Source organism: Pseudoalteromonas sp. APC 3355, assembly GCF_030407615.1.
In the GTDB taxonomy this organism is placed as follows: domain Bacteria; phylum Pseudomonadota; class Gammaproteobacteria; order Enterobacterales; family Alteromonadaceae; genus Pseudoalteromonas; species Pseudoalteromonas distincta.
The window spans coordinates 19,613-42,866 of the sequence record NZ_JASDDB010000001.1 but is presented as its reverse complement, the minus strand read 5'-3'; the positions used below and the strand labels follow the sequence as shown (position 1 = coordinate 42,866).

General features: G+C 38.6%; 22 protein-coding genes. 4 read left to right on the top strand and 18 right to left on the bottom strand.

The genetic code is table 11. The features are described from left to right. The first annotated feature begins 7 nt into the window (after positions 1-7). A complete protein-coding gene (locus tag QMA08_RS00195; protein ID WP_290173296.1) occupies positions 8-1,201 on the top strand; it encodes a HAMP domain-containing sensor histidine kinase in 1,194 nt (397 codons plus the stop codon). Between the two features lie 55 nt (positions 1,202-1,256). Next, entirely contained in the window at positions 1,257-2,978 is a 1,722-nt protein-coding gene (locus QMA08_RS00190; protein ID WP_039489492.1) for a GGDEF domain-containing response regulator, read from the top strand. 150 nt (positions 2,979-3,128) lie between these two features. Here the strand turns inward: QMA08_RS00190 and QMA08_RS00185 are convergent, their stop codons facing one another. From QMA08_RS00185 to QMA08_RS00175, 3 genes are all read right to left on the bottom strand, one after another. Next, on the bottom strand, positions 3,129-3,578 hold the full coding sequence (locus QMA08_RS00185; RefSeq protein WP_039488082.1) for a response regulator: 450 nt from the start codon (positions 3,576-3,578) through the stop codon (positions 3,129-3,131). Between the two features lie 73 nt (positions 3,579-3,651). Then, positions 3,652-5,028 carry a HAMP domain-containing sensor histidine kinase gene (locus QMA08_RS00180; protein WP_290173295.1) on the bottom strand — a complete coding sequence of 459 codons (1,377 nt, stop codon included), beginning with the start codon at positions 5,026-5,028 and terminating at the stop codon, positions 3,652-3,654. A 289-nt stretch (positions 5,029-5,317) separates the two neighbouring features. Next, a complete protein-coding gene (locus tag QMA08_RS00175; RefSeq protein WP_007585216.1) occupies positions 5,318-5,755 on the bottom strand; it encodes a PACE efflux transporter in 438 nt (145 codons plus the stop codon). A 129-nt stretch (positions 5,756-5,884) separates the two neighbouring features. On the opposite strand from QMA08_RS00175, the gene QMA08_RS00170 reads away from it, so the two are divergent. Further along, positions 5,885-6,793, top strand: coding sequence for a LysR family transcriptional regulator (locus tag QMA08_RS00170; RefSeq protein ID WP_002959847.1), 909 nt, complete (start codon positions 5,885-5,887; stop codon positions 6,791-6,793). 6 nt (positions 6,794-6,799) lie between these two features. Here the strand turns inward: QMA08_RS00170 and QMA08_RS00165 are convergent, their stop codons facing one another. From QMA08_RS00165 to QMA08_RS00110, 12 genes are all read right to left on the bottom strand, one after another. Continuing rightward, complete coding sequence (locus tag QMA08_RS00165) at positions 6,800-7,453, bottom strand: MOSC domain-containing protein (RefSeq protein WP_002959846.1); 654 nt, start codon at positions 7,451-7,453, stop codon at positions 6,800-6,802. Then, a complete protein-coding gene (gene moaE / locus QMA08_RS00160) occupies positions 7,453-7,911 on the bottom strand; it encodes a molybdopterin synthase catalytic subunit MoaE (RefSeq protein WP_290173294.1) in 459 nt (152 codons plus the stop codon). Before moaE ends, QMA08_RS00165 begins: the two co-directional genes overlap by 1 nt. Beyond that, positions 7,911-8,213: a MoaD/ThiS family protein gene (locus tag QMA08_RS00155; RefSeq protein WP_290173293.1), complete on the bottom strand. Its 303-nt coding sequence runs from the start codon at positions 8,211-8,213 to the stop codon at positions 7,911-7,913. Before QMA08_RS00155 ends, moaE begins: the two co-directional genes overlap by 1 nt. Continuing rightward, positions 8,191-8,661 (bottom strand): cyclic pyranopterin monophosphate synthase MoaC, encoded by a 471-nt coding sequence (gene moaC / locus QMA08_RS00150; protein ID WP_007375236.1) that lies wholly within the window; start codon positions 8,659-8,661, stop codon positions 8,191-8,193. The genes QMA08_RS00155 and moaC overlap by 23 nt, the downstream gene beginning before the upstream one ends. Position 8,662: 1 nt before the next feature. Then, complete coding sequence (gene moaB / locus QMA08_RS00145) at positions 8,663-9,202, bottom strand: molybdenum cofactor biosynthesis protein B (protein WP_138489213.1); 540 nt, start codon at positions 9,200-9,202, stop codon at positions 8,663-8,665. Next, on the bottom strand, positions 9,199-9,879 hold the full coding sequence (locus QMA08_RS00140) for a molybdenum cofactor guanylyltransferase (protein ID WP_290173292.1): 681 nt from the start codon (positions 9,877-9,879) through the stop codon (positions 9,199-9,201). Before QMA08_RS00140 ends, moaB begins: the two co-directional genes overlap by 4 nt. A 1-nt stretch (position 9,880) precedes the next feature. Further along, positions 9,881-10,852, bottom strand: coding sequence for a GTP 3',8-cyclase MoaA (gene moaA, locus QMA08_RS00135; protein ID WP_290173291.1), 972 nt, complete (start codon positions 10,850-10,852; stop codon positions 9,881-9,883). Positions 10,853-10,869: 17 nt separating this feature from the next. Next, positions 10,870-13,566 (bottom strand): nitrate reductase, encoded by a 2,697-nt coding sequence (locus QMA08_RS00130; protein WP_290173290.1) that lies wholly within the window; start codon positions 13,564-13,566, stop codon positions 10,870-10,872. Positions 13,567-13,595: 29 nt separating this feature from the next. Continuing rightward, positions 13,596-15,119: an FAD-dependent oxidoreductase gene (locus QMA08_RS00125; RefSeq protein WP_290173289.1), complete on the bottom strand. Its 1,524-nt coding sequence runs from the start codon at positions 15,117-15,119 to the stop codon at positions 13,596-13,598. Positions 15,120-15,346: 227 nt separating this feature from the next. After that, positions 15,347-16,540, bottom strand: a complete 1,194-nt coding sequence (locus QMA08_RS00120) for an alginate export family protein (protein WP_290173288.1) — start codon at positions 16,538-16,540, stop codon at positions 15,347-15,349. A 9-nt stretch (positions 16,541-16,549) separates the two neighbouring features. Continuing rightward, positions 16,550-18,292, bottom strand: coding sequence for a bifunctional protein-serine/threonine kinase/phosphatase (locus QMA08_RS00115; protein WP_033030635.1), 1,743 nt, complete (start codon positions 18,290-18,292; stop codon positions 16,550-16,552). Positions 18,293-18,305: 13 nt separating this feature from the next. After that, positions 18,306-19,775 carry a NarK family nitrate/nitrite MFS transporter gene (locus tag QMA08_RS00110; RefSeq protein WP_290173287.1) on the bottom strand — a complete coding sequence of 490 codons (1,470 nt, stop codon included), beginning with the start codon at positions 19,773-19,775 and terminating at the stop codon, positions 18,306-18,308. 288 nt (positions 19,776-20,063) lie between these two features. Between QMA08_RS00110 and moeB the strand changes: the two genes are divergently transcribed. Continuing rightward, positions 20,064-20,822, top strand: coding sequence for a molybdopterin-synthase adenylyltransferase MoeB (gene moeB, locus QMA08_RS00105; protein ID WP_290173286.1), 759 nt, complete (start codon positions 20,064-20,066; stop codon positions 20,820-20,822). On the opposite strand, the gene QMA08_RS00100 is transcribed toward moeB, so the two are convergent. Genes QMA08_RS00100 through modA form a run of 3 tightly spaced genes read right to left on the bottom strand, consistent with a single transcriptional unit; the run spans position 20,823 to position 23,218 of the window. After that, the gene (locus QMA08_RS00100; protein ID WP_290173285.1) at positions 20,823-21,851 is read right to left on the bottom strand and encodes an ATP-binding cassette domain-containing protein; all 1,029 of its coding nucleotides are present in this window, start codon (positions 21,849-21,851) and stop codon (positions 20,823-20,825) included. Between the two features lies 1 nt (position 21,852). Further along, positions 21,853-22,530: a molybdate ABC transporter permease subunit gene (modB, locus tag QMA08_RS00095; protein ID WP_002959821.1), complete on the bottom strand. Its 678-nt coding sequence runs from the start codon at positions 22,528-22,530 to the stop codon at positions 21,853-21,855. Next, positions 22,517-23,218 (bottom strand): molybdate ABC transporter substrate-binding protein, encoded by a 702-nt coding sequence (gene modA, locus QMA08_RS00090; RefSeq protein WP_290173284.1) that lies wholly within the window; start codon positions 23,216-23,218, stop codon positions 22,517-22,519. The genes modB and modA overlap by 14 nt, the downstream gene beginning before the upstream one ends. Positions 23,219-23,254: the final 36 nt, after the last annotated feature.

Sequence of the window (23,254 nt, the reverse complement as noted above, 5' to 3'; positions counted from 1 at the left end):
AGTTTGAATGCCCAATGTAGAGAGTTATATAGAAGGTGTATTATTAATAGATGAGCAGCAGTTAACAACTTCTCTTGATAATGACATTCAAACAAACATAGAAAACATTGCTGAGCTAATTTTAAACATTTTTGATGCGAGCTCATTTTCTATTGTTGCTAATCTGCCTGCAGGTGTCGTTGAGCTATATAAATCAGGTTCAGAAATAGCAGTAGCTAAAGAGCAACTATCTGATGATATTTTTAATGAATCGATTATTGAGCATGACCTTAAAATATTTAGAGTTATATCGCCTATTATTTTTCCCTCAGGTCTTAAGTTTGGATGGTTGATATTCGAGCGAGCAAGTGATTCACAACTTACAGAAAAAGAAAAATCAATTTTAAATAGTTTACAAAAAAACTTTGTACATCAGTTGGTCCAACGTAAAAACTTATTAGATAAAATAAACAGTGCTAAGTTTAACTCAACAATTTGCGAGCAAAACAAAGAAGACGAAACTGAAAAAGATCGCTTAATTAAAAAATTACAAAAAATGAGCGATGAACTTGATGAATTTACCAGTATTGCTTCACACGATCTCAAGTCACCATTAAATGCTATAAAACGTTTATTAGAATGGGTTTATGATGATTGCAAAGATTTACTCCCTCAAGAGCACCTAGAAAATTTTCAGCTTGTGCTCAGCCGAGCTAATAGAATGCAAGTACTGCTAGAAGATTTACTAAGCTACTCGAGAATAAATAGCTGTGATTCAACTCGTGCAAACATATCTTTAGAAAGTCTTTACCAAGATATAGAACAAATTTTAGAAGTTCCTCAAACTGTCACTGTAGATATACACGCCAATAACGAAGTACTCGATATACCACTGTTCCCTTTTAAAACTGTTTTTCAAAATCTTATTAGTAATGCAATAAAACATAACAATAAAGAGCACTCGGTTATCGATATTTCACTTATCCCCTCTAATCAATATTACATTATTGAAATAAAAGATAATGGTCCAGGAATTGACCCTAAGTATTTTTCACTCATATTTAAGTTATTTCAGACATTGCAATCTCGAGATGATGTTGAAGGGAGCGGCATCGGACTCTGTATTGCCAATAAGCTCATTATCAATTATGGGGGCAAAATTGAAGTAGCCTCCGATGGAAAGCTTGGCAGTACATTTACTATTTTTTGGCCCAAAGTTTAACTATGAAATTATCAATTATAAACGAGTATAATTTAGCTGCTCTTAGAAGGAACGTATGAATATATTAATTGTTGATGATGACTTAGTTGATCGCAAATTAATTAAAAAGATGCTTATTTCTGATGGCTCTCACCATCATGATATAACCGAAGTAACGTGCGTATCCGAGGGCTTGAAAGCCATTGAAAACAAGCACTTTGATATAATACTACTCGATTATAATATGCCGAAAGAAGATGGCATTGAAATGCTAATTGAAATGCGTGCAAAGCCTAAACTCGGTAACACCGCAATTATCATGATTAGTTCCTCAGAGAATTCAGCTTTAGCTATTGAGTGTATAGAAGCCGGCGCTCAAGACTTTTTACCAAAAGGTGATATAACGAGGGATAGTTTAAATAAAGCGCTTATATATGCCAAAAAACGCTTCGAAGCAGAACAACGTATGCACAATAGTTATCTTGCTGTAAAGCATATGGCAGAACGGGATCAGCTTACTGGTTTGTCTAACCGATATCATTTTGAAGAAATACTAAAAGTAATGATAGCTAACAATAAACGTGCAAAAAACTGCGTAGCGTTACTTGCTTTAGATTTAGATAACTTTAAAAATATTAATGATACGCTTGGCCATAGTGTCGGCGACGAAATTTTAATACAAACAGTAGAAAGAATTCATAGTTGCCTGAGACAAAATGAAGGATTTGCACGCTTAGGAGGCGATGAATTTGCAGTTATAATAGGTGGAATTTGCAATATTAATCAAATAGGTATGATAGCAAATAGAATACTAGCTGAAGTGTCTAAACCCTTTTTGCATGAAGGTAGAACTTTAAATTGCAGTGTTAGTATAGGAAGTGCTTTATACCCAAACGATGCGACTGAATCGCATGAACTGCTAAAATGTGCTGACATTGCAATGTATCGCTCAAAGCAAAGTGGTAAAAGTAGAATTAGCTTTTACAAAGAGCAATATCAATATGAATTTAGTCGCCGGGTAGATATTCAAAATAGTATAAAAGAGCACATAGAGGAAAAAAGCTTTAGATTATTTTATCAACCTGTTTACTGTTCTAAAACACAAATGATGACAGGTGTTGAAGCACTGGTCCGTTGGCCAAATACAACCATTCATTATACCCCTGATGAGTTTATTCCTATTGCTGAAGAGTGTCGTTTAATTGATCCACTTGGAAAATGGATAATTGCGAGCGCTTTAGAGCAGTTATCTTTATGGCAGCAAAGCTATGAAACGCCGTTAACACTATCTATTAATATTTCACCTATTCAGCTACAAAAAAAGATTTTAGAGACCTATTTATTAGAGACAATCAAAACATACAACTTAAAAACCAGCAGTATTATTCTTGAAATAACAGAAACAGCTTTTATGGAAAATAGTAAAGAAGTGATTGAGATATTAACTTCTTTGTCTAACAAGGGATTTAGAATTGCTTTGGACGATTTTGGTATGGGGTACTCATCCATATCTCATCTAATATCTTACCCTATTGATATAGTAAAATTAGACAAAAGCATGCAGTCGTTGGATGGAGAAAATAATAAGCGATTAAAAATAATCGAGAGTTTATCTTTAATGCTAAAAAAATTAGATTTTTCTGTGGTAGCTGAAGGAATCGAAACGAAAGCCCAACATCAGCTATGTAAAAAACTAAACATAGACTACTTGCAAGGTTTTCTATTTTCAAAACCTATGCCTGCAAACGAGATTAACTTGATACTCGATGACTATTGTAAAAAAATCATCCTTAAATAAATAGGTTATTTTGAGCCTCTGTAAAATTGAAGCTTAAATCAGACACCTATATAACTTTAAGCTAAAAACCTTTGGTTTGAGCCACATACTCAAACTAAAGGCTCTTCAATTGGCACAGCCTAATGGGTTAAAACTTAAAATACCTACAAATCAGCTGTATTTATCTAAATGCTGACCAATAACAGCCATCACTTTTTCTTTTAACTCTGCTGCCTGAAAACTTCCTTTTACAAGGTAACCTTTAACAAAGTCGTGTGACATTATAATCTTTTTTTCTTCTTCTCTTTCAGATGAGCTAAACATCATAACTACACACGAGCTTATCTCTATCATTTTTCTGAGTTTAGAGAACTCCTCTAAAAATTGAATGCCATTAACTTTTGGCATATTAATGTCTAAAAATATAAGAATTGGAGGAAATCCATCAGGGTACTTTATTCTATTCGATTCATAATTTTCGAGAAATTCTAACGCTTCTTGACCGTCTTTTTTTTCATAAATCGTAAGCTCTAACTTGGCTTCTTTTATTAGCCTTTTCAGAATATACCGGTCAACTTCGTTGTCATCGACAATTAATATAGGAGGTTTAATTTTTGTCATATTAGCTTATCCAATGGTATTACTATTTTAAATGTTGTGCCTTTATCAGAGCTTTGCAGTGATATTTCACCGTTTAAGTACTCAATATGTTTTTAACCAACGCCATCCCTAAACCAGAGCCCGTACTCGTCTGTGCATGAAATCGCTTAAACATATCAAACACCTCACCTTGATGCTTTTGTGGTATTCCCATTCCGTTATCTGTAACAGTAATAAAAAACGTCTCTTGCTCATTGAAAATATCACAGCGGACATAAGGAGAGTCTTTATTTCTGTCGTAATACTTCAACCCGTTTGAAATTAAGTTTTCAATAATTTGAGCAAAACGCGCTTTTTCTGACTTTATAGGTACTGATAGATTAATTGTTGTCTCAAGCGTACAAGGATTATCTTTCATAAGCCAAGTGAGTCGCTCTTTCATATCAATAATCAACTGATTAAAGTCAATTACATCTCTATCTTCACTACCAATTTCAGCTTTAGCTAATAGTAAAATATCGACAACAAGTGTCTCTAACTTTTCCATTTGTTGATAGATAACCAATGCATTTCGACTTGCCTCTTCAGTATCTCCTGCTTTTATATCTTCAATAACAAAATGCGCTAGGGATTTAGCCCCTGACAACGGTGATTTCAGGTCATGGGAAGCCCGATAAGCAAACTGTGCAAGTTCGTCATTTGCTTGCTGCAGGGAAGCTGTTTGGCTGTTTATAATCTCTTTGAGTTCAATACTGTTTTCAATATTTAAAAGATCATTTTTAATCCGCTGCCTCGCCGCGATAACGAGTGCTTTTAATTCACCCGACGTTTTTATATCAAGCTCATCATCTAGATTAATATTGCTTTCAGGTTTACTTGATAAGAGCAGAGTAAGATTTCGAATAGAGCTGGATATAGTACGAGAAAGGTAACTTATAAAAATAATATTAAAAAAGGATATGACGATAACAAGTGGGATTAACGTCATTAGTATAAACGATACTGTTTTTCTGATTGGTTCTTCAAACATCTCAGAGTGTTTGTTAAAGCTGACAAGTGCAACATTAAGGTTTAGTAAAAAATCATCTCTACTGATCTCACCTTTTTTATACTGAGTAACTGACAGTAGTGTTTTATCCGCAATTTCTATATCTTTTTCACAAATTGTTAAAGTTTGCTCTGTGTTAATAAATTTCATAACAGCATAATTTAATGGATTTATTTCTTCAATACACTCAATTGGTTGCTGCCTAATTAACAATATATCTGACTCAATGGTATTTATATCTATGGGGAGATCATTTTCTATTTTTTTAACTGACTTGGTAAGTTGATGAGTATATTTTAAGTGAAGAAAATTAAGCTGGTGAAACTTAGCCCCTTTAGCTATTTCAAAAGCTGAGTAAACAGTAATACTTACCTCTGCAGCTGTTAAAATCACAATAAGCATCAGTTTTCTGGAGATATTCATATACGATACCTATTTTAGCTACTAACCCAACAGTTTTTTAATAACACTATAATAAGTATAGTATTTATAACATTAGGTATAGCAGGTTTTATCTTTTTTACTAGGTCCTCTATAAATAATAATTTATGCTTAACTTTGTTCGCTTTTAATAAAAAAATCCTTTATTAGTTTTTTGCCACTATAAAGCAAACTTGGGTAATATTACGCCTCTAAAAGTGCTGGTGCATTGGCAAATACACCAGCAGCTAAATACAAACTTTGTTAAGTCATCCCATATTTAAAAAGTGTATTAACATGCAGCATTTTTTGAATGAAAAATATAGGCTCGTGTGTGGTCGTACACTAGGTTAAAAGTAAAAGCATAAAGGGTTATAAAAAAAGTTACGCCGATATCCATTATTAATGCTTCCCATAAGCCTACGTTTAAAATGCTCGCCATTACGGGAATAGTAAAAACAAGTAACCCGCCTTGAAATAAAATCACGTGAAAAATACGGAATAATACAGATCGTTGCTCTTTTGCACCGGTAGCTACTTTGTCAAAAAACCAATTAAAAACAAAATTCCAACACATCGCAATCGTTGCAATTATAATCATAGTGCCCGATAAAGCCGATATTGCATGCTCTGTAAATACAGCCAAACCAATAATCGACAGCGTTACCGCTAATACTTCAAACAAAACAGCCTGAAACATCCTCTCTAGCGACCCCATTTTTGCATCCATAATTAACCCCTTTTACGCCAAATAATTAAAGAAAATAATAGTGACATAATTTAATTATTTGCAAAGTTAGTAGCCATCACTTTTAGTGATAAGATGAGCAAATAAGTACTCACCTTTAAGTTGAATGATATGTATAGTTTTGAGCAACTAAAAATTTTTGTAACCGTGGTAGAAACAGGATCTTTTTCGGCAACAGCCCGAAAGCTTAACCGTGCACAATCGGGAATTAGCCAAGCTATTTCTAATCTTGAAATAGCGATTAATCAAACATTGTTTACGCGTAATAAAAATATACCCAGCTTAACGATTAGCGGTAAGGCATTGTTACCTGTCGCATACTCTATACTTCATCAGCAAAAATATTTTGACCAAAAAGTGGATGCATTAGCAAAAAATTATGAGCATGAGGTAATTATAGCTATTGATGAAAGCCTAAATAATCAAGATATTTTAAAAGTGATTACCCCACTTGCTGATCAGTTCCCGATTACTAATTTCGAAATAATATCGACAACAACTGACGATGTAGAAAACTTAGTAAAAATAGGAAAAGCACAACTAGGTATCATTTATAGTGATGGGGAACTAAAAGTTGATATGGATTTTTTTCTATTGGGTCAAGCTCGATTTTTAACGATTTCATCACCAGAACACCCGCTTGCAAAGCTAAAGGCTGTAACAAGCAATGATTTAAAAGCCCATAGGCAATGTGTTCATCGCAGCCTTAGCCAAAAAGAGTTATGGTTTAGCTACGCAATTAGCTCTAGGATTTGGTACGCAAATACACATCAAACCCTTATCGACTTAGTAGTTCAGAGTATTGGTTGGGCGCTTGTACCCGAGTTTGCTATTAAGAAGTATATAAACCAAGCTGAAGTGATAACGCTACCCGTTACTCATGAACAAGGCGGTTGGCTTACTCCTGTGGGATGCGTTGTTTCAAGAAGCCAATCAACAGGACCTGTTCTTCAAAGTTTAATAAATAGGTTGCAGCAACACTTTTTAAAGAGTGATAGCGCGGGAATAGAACAGTTTTAAACTGCTTTATTCACTTTCAATAGCAAGCTTCTTCTTTAGCTTTTCTTGCCACTCTACAGCAAGCTCTGGCAAAGTTAATGCTTCTAAAAGTATGTCTTCATAACCTACGTATTTTTTATCAAAAAATGCCTGGAACAGTTTTTTAACTGATATGTCGTGCGAGGCTTTCTTCTCGATAACAACACTATCACCCGTTTTTGCAACGCCTTGCTCTAGTACCCTAAAATAAACGCCAGTGCAGTAATACTGCGTAAACAGCTTAAGACTGTTTTTATTATTAAGGGCGATAGCAAGTTTAAAACAAGGCACACGAGGCTGGCTTACTTCAAGCAGTGCAGTACCAATTCGAATATGGTCACCTATGTGTATATTCGCTTCATCAAGGTCAGAAATCGTGAAGTTTTCGCCAAAGGCACCTACAGCTAAATCATCATTCTCGAGGGTTTGTTTCCAATAATCATAATGATTGTGCGAAAACGCATAAACCGCTTTATCAACCCCGCCGTGATTAACTAAATCAGCTTGCTCATCTCCTATTATATTTAGCTTTTCAATAACAACAGGTTCGTTAGTTGGCGTTTTAAAAATACCGGTTTTAACCTCTTTGCCGTTATACACTACCGTTTTTATTTTAGAGATATTAGTAGAGATTATTTTCATTAAGACTCCCACCTACCCATCGCTTGTTTGTCACTTTGTTTAAACTCAACCCAATTTGATGAGTCTTTAAAGTGCTCTTTTTTCCAAAACGTGGCGTGGTTTTTTAAATAATCCATAATAAATTGTGCGCCTTCGAACGCGGCTTGGCGATGGCGGGACGTTACGCCTACAAATACAATTTGCTCGCCAAGTGCTATGTAACCAACGCGGTGAATAATACATATTCGCGCCAGTTGCCAGCGAGTTTGTGCTTGCTCTGCAATAGATTGAAGCAGTTGCTCGGTCATACCAGGGTAGTGTTCAAGCTCAAGTGCAATAACGTTATCGCCACTGCTGAACTCTCTTACCAAACCTGTGAAGGTAACAACAGCGCCATCGCTTTTATTATTACTACAAAGCGTATTGTGCTCGTCACCTACATTAAAATCATCGGTTTGTACTTGAATATGTATGCTCATTAGCCACCTGTAACCGGCGGGAAAAAGGCAAGCTCATCCCCTGCTCTCACTATTTCGTCGCTTGATGACATAGCTTGGTTAAGCGCTGCAAGTAGCTCACGCTCCTCCAGCCACGGTTGCCAATGCGGGTATTGGCTCACTAATCTTAATTTAAGCTCTGAAATAGTAAGCGGCTGCGTAATCTCAAGACTTAATTTACTGCACTTTAACCGCTCTTTTAGTTGCCCAAAAAACAATAGCTCTACTTTCCCGGCGCTAGATATTGCATCGTTTGGATTATTAATCGCGTTGCCAACTGCCATTTTTGCCCCCTGCTTTTTGAGTAACGCGCATGCCGCTAATTTCCATTAATGGGTCGGCTGCTTTACACATATCAAACAAAGTAAGGCTAGCCACAGATACCGCTGTTAACGCTTCCATTTCAACCCCCGTTTTACCGGCAAGTTTGCAGTAGCTGGTTATTTTAATTTGGCTATTTGCTTCATCAAGTTCAAAATCAACAGCGACTTTACTAAGTGCAAGCGGATGACAAAGCGGAATTAAATCAGCGCATTTTTTAGCGCCTTGAATACCTGCAATGCGTGCCACGCCTAGCACATCGCCCTTTTTGTTTTGATTAAGCATTACTTGTTCAAAGGCAAGCTTACTCATGCTAATAAATGCTTCAGCTGAGGCATCGCGCAAGGTTACGTCTTTGAGCGATACATCAACCATATTAGCTTGGCCGTTTTCGTCAACGTGGCTTAACATACTATTGCTCACGCGATTCACACTTTTTACCAATGGTAATGTGCGGTACAAAGTTACACGGTTTATGCATTGAGTTAAGTTGATCTTTTATTATGCCTGTCCACGCAGTTTTACATGCACCTGTAGAGCCTGGCATGCAAAAAATAACGGTGTTGTTAGCAAGTCCTGCCAATGCACGAGATTGAATAGTAGAGTTACCAATTTCGCCGTACGATATGTGCCTAAATAGCTCACCAAAACCGTCTACGCTTTTATCAAACAGCGGCGAAAATGCCTCTGGTGTTGAATCGCGCTCAGTAAAACCTGTACCGCCAGTCACTAAAATAGCGTGAATGGTGTCATCGGCTATCCACTGCGATGCCACTGCACGCATTTGGTAAACGTCATCTTTAACTATGTCTTTATCAGCTAAGTGATGACCAGCTTCAGTTAGCGCTTTAATTAAGTAATGACCTGAGGTGTCAGTAATTTCATCGCGTGTATCGCTTACCGTCATTACGGCAATGTTTAATGCTATTTGTGACTCAGTTGTGTGACTCATAATGTTCTTCTTAATTGATTAATGCTTTGGTCAAAATGCTCATTTACAGCTTTAAATTGCGCCGGTGTATTGGTGTTTATTAATGCGTGCGCTTTATTACATAAAAGCGTTTGCACACCAATGCTTTGGGTAAACTGTTTTATTGATTTATGACTGTTAGCGTTTGTGAGTATGTGTTTTAAATGATTTTTTACACTGCTTGTATTACGAATATACAGCGGTAGTGGTTCATTTTCAAAGTGCCAAGCATGTATTTGTGACTGATTTAATTGATTGCTCACACTTTGTACGTTATTTGTCTGAGAAGCCAGCACTATTGTGCTTAACAAACTACTCGTAAGTAGAGGCATATCTACCGCAGTAATAAGTAAGTCGTGCTCAGTGGCTATTAATGTGGAATAAATTCCGCCAAGGGGTCCACTATTTGGGTATATATCTTTAACGTACTTTTCTGAGGGATAATCGCTCGGTGAATAATGGTTCAATGACTTGACTGGATTTGTAACGTTGCGACTTATAAGTATGTTTTTAGCGCCTACGTCTTTTAATAAATCACACGCATTGTGCAATAGCGTTTTGTTTTTTAAAACTAAATCGGCTTTGTCTGTGCCCATTCTTGATGACTTACCACCAGCAAGCACAACGCCTGTAAAATCTCGCTTAGCTTTTACTTCCATATTAACCACCTAACATGGCTAAGTGAGTTGTCGCACCTGTTAAGCGTTTATCTAGCTCATGGCTTATTTCTTTATTGCCCATAGCAGCTCGAATTGCCTTTACGGTCGCTGCAGTATCGTCCTCGTTGAGTAGTTCGCGTAAATCTATACCTTGCTCGGCAAACAAGCATAAGTGTAATTTACCCAGCGCCGACACCCTTAAGCGATTACAGCTTTTACAAAAATCTTTGCTGTAAGGCATTATTAAACCAATACGACCATCGTAATCAGGATGACAAAATTCCTCAGCGGGTCCGTTTAGTTTCCCCCTAACGACTTGTAACCAGCCTTGGGCGAGTAATTGGGCTTTAACCGTTTGCCCACTTAAGTGGTTTTCTTCAAAAAAGGTGGCGCCGTCACCGGTTTCCATTAATTCTATAAAGCGCACTGTAACTTTGTGGTGTTTTACCCACGCTAAAAAATCCTTCAATTGGTTTTTATTAAACTGCTTTGCAAGCACTGCATTTATTTTTATGTCTTTTATGCCCAGCTCTACCGCGCGCTCAATCCCTTTTAAAATAAGGGTAAGTTTGTCGTGCCCTGTTATGAGTTTAAACATACTCGGATTTAAACTATCAATACTGACATTAAGCGCATCAAGCCCGGCTTCTGCAAATTCATCAATTTTCTTTAATAAATTAAACCCGTTGGTAGTAATGGCTACTTTTTCTATGCCAGGCGTATTTTTACAGAGTTTTATAATATCGGTGACGTCGTTTCGCAAGCACGGTTCACCACCTGTAATGCGTACTTTTTTTGTGCCAAGTTGCGCAAACGCATTTACTAAGGTGCTAATTTCGTTTTTATTTAAAAAATTACGCGGCGTATCGCACTGATAGCCGTTTGGTAAACAATAACTACAACTAAAATTACATACATCGGTTATTGAGAGGCGCAAATAGTTAAACTGCCGACCAAATTGATCATTAAGCATATGCTTCCTTTTTTTCTTTACATTTTAACCGCAACATTAATACTGTTCGCTTTTTGCGTAGCATGTTGCTTAATTAATTGACTTAATTGTGTTTTACACGAACCACAGTTCGTTCCACATTTAAGTTCAGACCCCAATTGCTCGACGGTGTTTGCACCGTTTTTAATGGCGTTTATAATTGGCTGCTCTCTTACTTTAAAGCAGCTACACACTTGCACGCCTTGGGTAAATTCTTCATCGGGGGTTGCATAAAGCAAAGACTGTAAATGTGTAAAGGTCAGTAATGGCTCTGCAAACAAATGGTTTATCCACTCAAGTGATATTTCTTTTTGCTCATTAGAAATAACACCAACAAACGCTAATTGATCGTTTTGAATACACTGCACATGCATGGCTTTTGCCGTATTCATAGCCGACCACTGCCCTTGTAAACCAGTTAAGGTTTGGCAGTAATACAGTAAATCACTTTGTGGCTCATTAAGCGCCAATTGGTAATTAAAGCAATTACTTGCATTAACTTTGAGCCAAAAATCACTGTTTATAACAAGTTCGTTTTTAGCAAACAGCTGCATATATTGCACAAAGGGTGCTTTAACTATATTAACGGCGCCATGTTTACACTCAGCCTGACCAGATAGAGGGTCAACTACCGATTGATACAACTCACTTACTGTTGCTGACGATGCAAATTGCTTATTCCAATGAATAGGCATAAAGCATTCACCTTTTCGCACCGAATCGGTTACTTTTGCATGCGCGGTAACCTGCCCTGTTTGGGCAATCGCGCTTATTAAATCGTTTTGTTTAATTGCTAATTTACTGGCATCAAGCGGATTAATTTCAATATACGGGCGTGTAATATGCGATGAAAGCGCAGTGCTTTTACCCGTGCGGCTCATGGTATGCCATTGGTCGCGTACACGTCCTGAGTTCATTACAAACGGATAATCACTTGATGTTTGTTGCACAGGTAGTTGCGGCGTTATAGGTATAAAACGCGCCTTTTTATCAGCGGTGCTAAATTGGTTATTTGTAAAAACCTGACCGTTTTTATAAGGCTGATTTTTAACAACAGGCCACATAATGGGTTTTAAGTTATCGTACTGGCTTTTTGTGAGCCCAACTAAACCAGAGAGGTTTAATAATCGGCTGCCGTTATTTTCAAAGTCGGTTAATTGTGCCCATTCTTCAAAAATGCCACTTGGGTCTGTAAAATCAAAACCTTCAAAGCCCATTTTTTTAGCGACTTCGCACATAATTTGCCAATCGTTTTTAGCTCCCGAATAAGGCGCTACTAACGGGCGCTGCCTTGATATTCTGCGCTCTGAGTTAGTTACTGTGCCGTTTTTTTCGCCCCATCCGGTTGATGGAAAAGCAACATCGGCAAATTTTAACGTATCACTTTTTGCAATACAGTCAGATACAACCACCAGCTCGCAGGTCTCTAATGCCTTTTTAATAGCGGCGTTATTAGGCAAACTTACCATTGGGTTTGTTGCCATTACCCACACTGCTTTTATTTTACCTGCGGCTATTTCATCAAACATATCAATAGCATTACTGCCTGCTTTTTTAGCAATAGTTGGCGAGAGCCAAAAACGTTGTACAAGTGATTGATGCGCTTCGCTTTCAATATCTAAATGCGCCGCTAACTGATTAGCCAAACCACCTACTTCGCGCCCGCCCATCGCATTGGGTTGCCCAGTAATTGAAAACGGACCACTGCCTGGCTTAAGTAATTTACCTGAGGCTAAATGCGCATTAATAATGGCGTTGCATTTATCTACACCCGAGCTTGACTGATTTATACCCATTGAATAAAAGCTAATCGCACTTGGGCTGTTAGCAAATAGCGCGTAAAACTCAGTAACTTGCTCAATTGCTATATCGCAAAAGTCGCTAACTGCCTCACAGCTCCACTTTTGTGCCTCTTGCAGTGCGCTTTCAAAGCCGTTTGTGTGCTGAGCAATAAATTGCGTATCGAGGTGGTTATGCTCATTTAAATAATTAAGTAAACCGTTATAAAGCGCAGCGTCACTGCCTGGTTTTATATTTAAAAATGTGTCGGCAAGCTCAGCGGTGTCAGTTTTTCGCGGGTCAATAACGACTACTTTCATATTTGGGTTAAGCTGCTTTGCACGCTCCATTCGCTGATACAAAACCGGGTGAGTCCATGCGGCATTAGAGCCAATTAAAATAAGTAGCTCAGTTTGCTCTAAATCCTCATAGGTACACGGCACTACGTCTTCACCAAAAGCGCGTTTATAACCTGCCACAGCAGATGACATACACAGGCGCGAATTTGTATCAATATTGCCTGAGCCTATGTAGCCTTTCATTAATTTATTAGCGATGTAGTAATCTTCAGTAAGTAACTGCCCTGACACATAAAATGCCACCGCATCAGGTCCGTGCTTTTGTATTATGTCATTAAATTTATTGGCAACATGGTCGGTGGCATCATCCCACGTAACGGCTTGGTTATTAATAAGAGGCGACGTTAAGCGATTATCACTGCCTGTGGTGTCGAGCAAATGGGTGCCTTTTACACATAAACGACCAAAGTTTGCGGGGTGCTCTCGCATACCTTCAAGCTTGGTTGGCACATTATTAAAAAGTGAAATATCAACACCGCACCCTACACCACAGTAAGCACATGTTGTTTGTTTTAAACTGGTTTTATTTATAGTTGGTGACGTGTTTGCGGTTGTCATACTACTGCTCTCTTTTAGTGTGCTTTAATTTATGCAGGCTGTTTTACAGGCTCATTAAGGGTAACTACGTTAATAGTGTTACTTGCTTTAGCAAGCACGCTGTTTATTACGTTTTGAACGAGCTTTTCACACCCTCCACAACCTGTACTGGCTTTGGTGCTTTGCTGCACACTTGCCAAATCTATGCAGCCGTTAGAAACTGATTGTTCAATGGTGTGTTTGGTTACTTTATGACACGCGCAAATAATGGCTTCATCAGGCAAGTCATCGGCGCTTAGCTCTGCTATGTCGCCGGCAAGGGGCATAATGAGGGCTTCGGGAGCGGTGGTAAGTTCAATGTCGTTTAAATGATATTGCAGCAAATTGTCGTAATCGCTGGTATCGCCAACAAGTACCGCGCCAATCAGCTTATTACTTTGTGAATTTGTGACTATTTTTTTATAAATACCATTGGCTTGGTCTTCAAAATAATAGCTTATTGCGCCTTCGCTGCGTGCATGCGCATCGCCGATAGAGCCTACTTCAACACCCATTAATTTAAGCTTGGTGCTCATATCGGCACCGCTAAATTCATCGGCTTTATTGTCTAAGCCAGTACTTTGTAAACTACCTTGCTGCGTATCTTGTAAAATATGACCAACTGCTATTTTAGCCATGGCGTAACCAGGTGCCACTAAGCCAAAAATAAAATTATTCCACAGTGCACATTCACCAATAGCGTATATGTTTTTATCGCTCGTTTGGCAGTGGTTATTAATTACAATACCGCCGCGCTCGCCTAACTCTAAATTAAACTCGCGGGCCAAATTATCATAAGGGCGAATACCCGCCGAAAATACAATCATGTCGGTTTCAAGGGTTTTACCGCCTTTAAAACACATTTTGTAACGGCAACTTTCACCTTCTACTATTTCCTCAGTTGCTACCGATGTATGCACAGTAACGCCCAAGTCTGTAATTTTGTTTTTTAGTAGCCGACCGCCACCAGCATCAACTTGTACACCCATAAGTTGCGGTGCAAATTCTATTACGTGAGTATGCAGACCCAATTGCTTTAATGCGTTTGCAGCCTCAAGCCCCAGTAAACCGCCACCAATTACCACGCCTACTTTGCTGCCGTGGGCTGAATTTTTTATTGCGTGTAAATCGTTAATGGTGCGATAAACAAGGCAATGCTCGCGATCTTTACCCGGTATAGGCGGTACAAATGGGAATGAACCTGTAGCAAGCACAAGTTTGTCGTATTCAAACAACTCCCCTTTAGCGGTCGTTACAGTTTGCATATCACGATTTATATCAACCACTTTAGAATGAGTATGAAAGCGTACTTGCCAATCGTCATAGGTTTTATTGCATGTAAGTGCGAGGTCGTCTGCGGTTTTGCCTTTAAAAAAAGAGGATAGTTGTACACGGTCATACGCTAAACGGTCTTCACCACTAAGTACCGTAATTTCAAATTGCTCATCAGCTTGATTTTGAGAAACTAGCTGCTGCACAAAATGGTGCCCGACCATTCCGTTTCCTACCACTACAACACGCTGCTTGCTTAGCATTTACCCACCTTAAAATGATATCTACTTTAGTGATTGACTAAAACTGACATCGAATAATTTGTTATAGGTTTGTTATAGCAATATGTAAGCCAAATATATAAGCACTTAAAATCAGTAGGTTGCCTACATTGGTGCAGAGGTGGAAAGCATAAAGCCCCACAAGATGGTGCAATTGCACCATCTTGTGTCGCTATAAATTACAAGTGAATATTAGAAGATAAAGAGGGTTAAAATTTAGCGCTCATCCATACCCACAATTTTTGAGTATCGACTTTATTAGCAGCAGTATCGCCCGCTGAGTAATCAGCGTATTTAACACCCACTGCGTATTGTTTATTAATAGGTTTAACGTATTGTACGTTTAGTTCAGTACCCAAATCGTCAACCCCATTTGATTGCTCATTAGCATCAAAACTGTGATAAGCCACCAGCCATTTTCCGTCAAACGCTTTACCGTTTAAGCTTATGTAAGTGTCGTCCAAGCCTTGTGCGGGTGTATTTAAAAACGTATCTGTCCAACCATTAAATTTATGTAACGTGGCAAGCGGTGTTGCAAACCCGTAATCGCCATTGTCAGAGCCAAGTGACTCTATGCCGACTTTTAAAGTTACTGTTTTTATGCCCAACCCATTTAAATCCACAGCGCCTTCAAGTGCATAGTAATCAGCATCAAAATCACTCACGCTTGTTGAGGCAGACTGCGTTGCATACTCCGCTTTGTAATAAAATTTTATATCGTTTAGGGTTTTATTACCGTTAAAAGAAACGCCATAAGTATCTAAACTGTCGTCTTGTAGTGCATCGTCACTTAATAAGTAACTGTATAAAACCACTTTACCGTAGTCTGTTTTAAAGCTTGCATTAATTAGATGATCGGACGATTTAATGTCTTTATCGTCAGCAAATATGCGGTTACGCTTATTTAAATAACTGTACTGTAAATCTATGTTATTAAATGCGTAATTAATGGTTGCTGCATCAAAGGTTTGCCTGTCTTGGCGCCAACCTACGTGCCCAACAAAACGCTGCCCATCAAGGGCTATTACTTGGCGTCCTACTTTTAGCGATAGACCATCGCGGGCATATTTAACAAAACCTTGATCTATCTCAGTGTTTTCTGGGTCTGCAATAACAGAGTAATTAGTATTTTTCCCCACCGTATTGTTGTAATCATCTACGCCCAATAGGCTGCGAGTATCTTCTACTTCAATTAGGGCTGAAAAACCATTCACCTCATCTGTTTGATGCGTTAAGCGGGTTCTAAGTGTTAAGCCGCTTGCATCTTTTAGAGCATTTTCTTGATCAACGCTTTCAAAACGCAGTCTAAAATCAAGATCAGTTTGCGAAGCTTGGCTTATTGAAGGCGCAGTGAAGCAACCCAGTATAAAAATAATAGGTAAGTTGTTCTTGTAATTAAGCATTTTGGTTCTCTAAGTTTTAATTATTAATACACATACCAAAGCAATAAATAAACACAGCGAAATACATTTCCACACCATAACTGGATCGCGTTTCATTATTGAACTTTTATTAGCGGTACTTTCTAAATAAGGATTAGGTTTGTTGATATCGTTTATAAACTCAGAAAAAGCTTGGTATCTGAGCTCAGGTTTAGGGGCAAGCGCCTTCATAAGGGCTTGATCTAACCAAAACGGAATATCGGCTCTGTATTTACGAATACTTGTGTAATGCCAATGGGTGTAATCTTTTGGCGCTACGTGGTTAAGTGGCAGTGGTTTATAAGGCAATTTTGAGCACAATAACTCATATGCAATCACGCCAAGTGAAAACAAATCACTTTTAAAATCGGCGTGCATAGTAATAAGTGTTTCGGGTGCGGTGTAGTCGGCAGTACCTTGCGGGCAATCATCCGCAATTTGTTTAACCGACTCGTCCATAGCCGCAACACTTACTGTGCCGTAATCTATGAGCGTTACTTTACCGTGCGCATCTATCATTACATTATCGAGTTTTAAATCGCGATGTACCATATCGAGTCGCTGAAACGCCCTTAGTGCATGTACTATTTGTTCAATAATACTGCGTACTTGGGTTATTTCTGGGTGCGGCACGTCGTGCTTCCAATCACTGAGTGTTTGCCCGTCCATGTACTCACAAATATGATACAAAAAACGACTCTGCGATTGCGTACTCAGTACTTTCATCACGTTTAAATGATTTATGCGTTGCCCTACCCAGCCTTCTCTTATAAAGCCTTGAAGGTAGTGCACATCGTCTTCAAAATTAACCGAAGGTGCTTTTAAAACCACTGGCGGTATATCGGGCGCTTGTTGCACTAAATAAATGTGTGAGCGACTACTGGCATGTAATTTACGAATAACCGTGTAGTCATCAATTTTTTGCCCAACATTAAGCGCTGGTGGAATTTTTCGTCGTGTTAGCGAATGGTAAAGTTCATCTAACTTTTGCTCGGCAATATTTTCTACTTTTACCAGTAAACAACTTACGTTGTCGTCACTGCCTCGTGCTAATGCAAGTTCGGTAATTGCTTTAGCTGCATTTTCTAAATTAGTGTACTCGTTAATTAATTTAGCTATATCACTACTTGGGAGCACATCGTGTACGCCATCGCAGGTTAATATATAAATATCGTCTGCTTTTAGGTCAACTTCGTATACATCTATTTCTTGATGAAGTTGTGCGCCAAGTGCACGCGTTAGCGTATCGTTTACTTTGTGATCCCGTGTTATTGCCTCTATTTTATTTCCTCGCAAGCGAGTAATACGCGTATCACCTAAGTGAAATATATAACCCGTTGCCGACTTTAAAATAAGTGCTGTAAAAGTCGTCATCCAATCGGCTTGGCGCTGACCAAGGTGATTGTAATTAACCGATTGCGAATAAAGCCACTGATTTAAACTTGCTAACACCTTCGACACTGACTTTTTAACCGCCCAACTTTCGGGGGTATTTAAATACTCATTTATAAAATGAGTAACCGAAAGTTGAGACGCTTGTTTAGCATTTTTTGCTGATGAACACCCATCGGCTAAGCAGGCAATAACGCCTTTAGACTCTTTTTCTTGCGCTTTGGTATTAAGAGCTGCAAACGCATCTTGGTTTTCTGCTTTTAACCCTTTAGCACTGTGCCCGCCAAATGAAACGTTGAGTTCATTTTTTAGCGATTTAGCGTGGAGTGTTTCATCAAACATAGTCAATAATGCCTTAAGTCACTGAAATAAGTTCAACGGTGCCGTCTTCATTTACTTCGGTAATATGGCCATCTGGTTCTTTCATAAAAAACAGTGCAGCTAGACCAAGTAATGCACTACCCGCAATAATGAAAAAGAAAGTTTGATAATCAACAAGTGACAATGCCGTTAAGTACACTACTGCACCTACATTACCGTAAGCGCCTGTCATACCAGCTATTTGCCCAGTTAAACGGCGCTTAATTAGCGGTACTGCCGCAAATACAGCACCTTCACCAGCTTGCACAAAGAACGAACACGCCATAGCTGCAACAACTGCAAGCCATAAAGGCCAAGATGCATCAACCAAGCCCATTACAAAATAACCAACAGCAAGACCCGTTGTAAGTACAATAAGGGTAATACGACGACCTAATTTATCTGAAATCCAACCGCCACCTGGACGAGATGCTAAGTTCATAAATGCATAAGCAGAGGCTAAAATACCCGCGTACACCATATCAAGCGCAAACACATCCATAAAAAACAGCGGTAACATAGATACAACCGCAAGTTCAGAACCAAAGGTTGTGAAATATAAAATATTTAAAACAGCCACTTGCTTAAATTCATAACGATGAGACTCAGGTACAGGCTCTTTAAAAATATGACCATTTACGTCAAAGGTTTTATACACTTCGTAAATATAAAGCAGAACTAAAAAAGCATACACGGCAAGTACAAAGTTAGCCGAAATTAGGTTAGCACCGGTTGGTGAAAGCTTCCAAGTAAGTAATGCTAGTGCACCATACATAGGAATTTTCATAATAAGCAGTAATACAAAGTCTCCTTTACTGGTAACTTCCATTGCGCCTACTTTTTTAGGTTTAAAGTATGTACCGCCTTTTGGCGTATCGGTTACATTTAAATACCAAATAACACCAAATATAACGCTTAATACACCGGTTAAACCTACTGCGTAACGCCAACCATCTTCGCCACCAAACATAAGTGCAATAATTGGCAATAACATAGCCGCTGCTGCTGAACCAAAGTTACCCCAGCCGCCATAAATACCTTCTGCTATGCCCAGCTCGTTAGCAGGAAACCATTCACTCACCATACGAATGCCCACAACAAAGCCAGCACCAATAAAGCCTAGCGCAAAACGCGCTATAGCGGCTTGTTCAAATGTGGTTGCCTTAGCAAACATAAAACACGGAATACTACAGGTAATAAGTAGCGCCGCATAAACAATCCGGGGACCAAATTTATCGGTCAGCATACCCACCACAACACGGGCAGGAATAGTTAACGCTACATTTAAAATTAGTAATGTTTTAACTTGTGCCATGGTAATACCAAGCGAGCCCGCAATTGCACCCAATAAAGGAGCATGGTTAAACCATACAAAAAATGACACAAAAAAGACCATCCAACTCAGATGTAATACTTTCATTTTTCCTTTAAAGGATATTAAGTTAAATCCAGAACTCGGTTGCATGTTTATTTCCTCGTAAACGTATTATTGTTTTATAAATGCCCCACTCTTTTATATGAGTAGCAGCCCAAACTTTGTTAAATTTTAGTTAACCCAATACAGCAATTACTGAGCCACTAATTAAAAACTATATATTTCAGATGGTTATATGCATTTATTATTTTAATGCGTTATAGTTGCACTATATGAGTGAGGGGATATGGGCTGTTACAGTGCAAATAAAAAGCGTTACTACTTGCTCTAGGATTTAACAAATTGGTATTGTTCAAAAAAAGTATGAGATGTTTAAAAATGCAAAAAGCACCGTTAACGTACCAACAGCAACTACGCTATTCTCGGCACATTATGCTGCCGCAGCTTGATATAGACGGACAAGAGAAGCTATGGCAATCGCATGCTTTAATTGTTGGTGTAGGTGGGCTTGGATGTGCGGTAGGTCAATACTTAGCGGCATCTGGCGTTGGCACGCTCACCTTAGTTGATAACGATGAAATAGACGTAACCAACCTACAAAGGCAAATACTGTATAAAGAAAGCGATATTGGTAGCTCAAAATGCAGTGCTGCAAAAAAACAGCTTAACGCACTTAATAGTGAAATAGATATAAACACCATTGAGGCATTTTTTGATGTAAATACCTCTACAGAACAGCTATTTAATAACATTGATATAGTGATTGATTGCTCAGATAACCTAGCAACACGTAATGCACTTAATAGCGCCTGTTTTAAAGCTAAAGTTCCGCTGGTGTCAGGCTCTGCAATACGTATGGAAGGACAAGTCGCCTGTTTTACTATGGATGAAAACAGCCACTGTTATGGCTGTTTATCACAATTTTTTAGTGAACAAACGCAAAGCTGCTCAGAATCCGGTGTGCTCTCTCCTATTGTGGGGCTAATAGGCAGTATTCAGGCTACTGAAGCGCTAAAAATACTTGCTGGTTTGCCAAGTGGTTTAAGCGAGCACTTATTGCTGGTGGATGGTTTAAGCATGGAGTTTAATCGTTTTAAAATAGCTAAAAATAGTCAATGTGCGGTGTGCAGCATTTAGTTATTCTAGATCACTGATTGTTGTATAAAGCACATCGCCCACTTTAAAGTCGTTTTTGTCCCACACTCGTCTTGAAGCCAAGCAATACAAAGTTTGCCCATCTACATTAAGCGTTAACTGCCACTTATTATTAATAAGCTCAGCCTGAGTTAATACCGACCTTAAAACATTACTGTGCGTTGTTTGCTCAGGCTTTAACGCACTAAACGACATTTGCTCACTTTCTATAATTAGCTTATTACTGCTATCGACAAGTGCAGGAAGCACAAAAAGCGGTTGCTCACTTTGCTGTAATTGCAGTTGATATAGCCCGTAGTCTTCATCAAATTTAACCACATCGTAATTAATTAAGCTCAGCGGTGTTTGCCTGTCGTTTGCGTAAATAGTTTTTGCAACGTGCGCACTTGCACCTTGGTTTATCACCTTACCTTTATCAAGCTGAATAAGGGTATCGCAGCAAAATAGCAGCTCTTTTAATGAGTGACTTACTATTATAAATTTAATATTAAACTTAACGGCTAACTCATTGAGTTTAGTGAGCGTTTTAAAACGCAATGACCAATCAAGCGCACTAAAAGGCTCATCGAGCATTATAAATTTTTGACCGGCAAGCAAAGTGCGCGCAAATACTACACGCTGGCGCTCGCCACCCGATAAGCTTTGTACATCACGATTTAGTAAATCTTGTAATTCAAGTGTTTTAACAACGTATTGAAGCGTTAAGCTGGTTTGCTTATTTCCGCAGTGTTTTTGTGTAAACGCTAAATTACCTGCCACATCTAAATGAGGAAACAACGGACACGATTGCAACTGAAGCGTTATACCGCGTTTATCACTTGGCAACTCATGCACTGGCTGATTATCAATATGAACACTTTTTGCAGGCTCTAAACCACTAATACAACGCAGTAATGTTGACTTACCAGAGCCTGAAGGCCCGTAAACACCGAGTACATTAAACGACTCAAGCTCAAGGTTTATATCTAAATCAAAATTATTGAGTGCTTTAAAAAGGCTTAACTTAATCATTTTATTGCTTAACCCCTACAATGCTTTTATTAAACTTAAATAACAGCACTAAACAGGCAAACGAAATAGCCAGTAAAATAAGTGAAAGCTGATGCGCCGCCGTATAATTTAACGATTCAACATGGTCATAAAGCGCAATAGACACCACCTGTGTTTGCCCCTGAATATTACCGCCAATCATTAGTACCAAACCAAATTCACCCAATGTATGCGCAAAACCTAAAGCAAACGCGCTACCAATACTGGGTTTTAAAAGCGGGATAATTAAATGCACAAAGCGTTTAAACGGGCTCAACCCAAGCGCAATGGCAGCTTCGTTATAGGTTTGATTAATATGTTTAAACCCAGCCACAAGCGGCTGCATTACAAAAGGCAGTGAATAAAAAAGCGAGCCGATAACCACGCCCTGAAAACTAAACGCAAGCTGCGTACCCGTTAGCCAAAACCAAAACTGCCCAAAAGCGTGATCAGGCGAAAATAAAACAAGTAAGTAAAACCCTAATAACGTAGGCGGTAGCACTAAAGGCATTGCAATTAATGCCTCTAAAAATGGTTTAAATTTACCGTTATAGCCAGCGAGCTTGTATGCCAGTGGAATACAAAAAACAAGAAGGAGCACTGCGGTTATAAAGGCAAGTTTTATAGTTAACCACAGCGCGGTTAAATCACTTTGAAGCATTGTTGTCCTTTATTCTGTAACCTAATTCAATTAACTGCTGCTGCGTAGCTTCTGCCATTAAAAATTGCATAAGTTGCTTAGCGCTAGCATGCTTTTTAGTCGAGCTAATAATAACGCCTTGTTGAATTATATCGGGATATTGATTGGTAGGCAGCACGGTATAATCTAAATATTTTTGATCTTGCGTGTTACTGTAAGCCGCCTTTAGGGATGAAACAGCCACCAGCCCTACTCCTACATTACCACTTTGCACAAACTGAAACGCATGTGTAATGTTATTCCCGTACACATAATTTATTGGTTTTTTAAAATGGTTACTAGCGTAGTGCTCTGAGGCACGCCCGTATGGTGAAAAACGCGGATTAGCAATGGCTACTTTATCATTTACTTTTTCAGCTTTGGGTTGCCACAAAGCAAGTTCGCCTAACGCGTAAGTGATTAAGCTGCTTTGCTCGGCATAGCCTTCTTTAATAAGCGATTGCGGGCGAAAATCGTCAGCCGATAAAAACACATCAAATGGCGCGCCATGCACTATTTGCGAATATAAAACACCGCTAGAAGCGGCTGATATTTTCACGTCAACATTAGGTAATGGGGATTTTTTTAGTAGGGTTTCCAATACAGTTTTAAAATTACTCGCTACGGCTACTTGCAGCGTTTCTTTTGCGTTTACGCTGCACGAAAGCATGCATATCACACACAAAAAATAACCCAACCATGTATT